Consider the following 1,210-nt stretch of genomic DNA (forward strand, 5'->3'; position numbering starts at 1 on the left):
CGCCCGGAACGGCGGCCGGCTGCCGAAGACCAGCGCACTGTTCTCCCGCGTCACGAAGAACCTCGACCGGGTCGACGCGGCGAAGAACCACTACGCCTACCCGCGCCCGTACGTGCGGCTCGGGTTCGTCGGCGACGGCGGCGACATCTACGAGTCACAGGACGGCTCGTACGGCAGCCTCGCCACCAGCGGCTCGTACCCGAGCGGCCACACCTACGACGGCTACGAAGCGGGGACCGTCCTCGCCACGCTCCTGCCTGAGCTGGCGCCGTCGATCCTCGCGCGCACCTCGGAGTACGGGAACAACCGCATCGTCCTCGGCTTCCACTACCCGCTCGACGTCATGGGCGGGCGCATCGCCGGACAGGCCACCGTCGCACACCGATGGGCGGACCCCGACTTCGCGAAGCTGCTGACCCAGGCCCACGGCGAGATGGAGAACGTGCTGCTCGCGCAGTGCGAGAAGGAGGGCTATGGCGACACGCTCGCGGCCTGCGAGGGCGACTCCTACGCGGGCCTGAGCACGGCGCAGCACGTCGATCTGTACACGCGGCGCCTGGACTACGGGTTCTCCCGGGTCGGGAAGTCCGGGCAGCCTCTCAGGACGCCGTCCGACGCGGCGGCCCTGCTGATCACGGCGTTCCCGGACCTCACCACCGCGCAGCGCACCCAGATCCTGGAGCAGACCGCGACGGACTCCGGCTCCCCGCTGGACCTCACCGGGGACGGCGGAGCGAGCTGGGAGCGGATCAACCTGGCGGCCGCGATGTCGGCGCACGTCGTCGTCAACGCCGACGGGTCGGTCACGGTGACGAACTACTCGGACGCCACCGAGGCCAGTGTCGCCGACGCCGAGGCGATCACCGTCGGAGGCGTCGCGATCGACGGGTTCGACCCCGCCGTGTCCACGTACGTCGTCGACTGGCCGAAGAACAAGAAGATCCCGGCCGTCTCCGCCGTACCGGCGCGGTCCGGCGCGCGGGTGAAGGTTACCGACGGCAGTTCGGTCCTCTCGTCGACCGGGTCCCGGTTCACCACCCGCACGATCAGGGTGACCTCGGCCAACGGTTCGGTCACCCGGACCTACACGGTCGGGTTCCAGCTCACGGACCGCGACGACCGTCCGGTCGGGGCGCTGGGCACGAGGTAACCGCCGGACCTGCCGCGGCCCATGGGGCCGCGGCAGGATCCCGCTGATCCCCGAGAGGCG

Annotated in this window: 1 protein-coding gene; it reads left to right on the forward strand. The window is 71.0% G+C overall.

Going from position 1 to position 1,210, the window contains the following annotated elements:
- Window positions 1-1,150, forward strand: a 1,150-nt coding sequence (locus tag GA0115259_RS38430) for a phosphatase PAP2 family protein (protein WP_141716904.1), incomplete at its 5' end; no start/stop codon positions are given.
- Window positions 1,151-1,210: the final 60 nt, after the last annotated feature.

Origin of the sequence: Streptomyces sp. MnatMP-M17 (assembly GCF_900091995.1) — a bacterium.
Classification (GTDB): Bacteria; Actinomycetota; Actinomycetes; order Streptomycetales; family Streptomycetaceae; genus Streptomyces.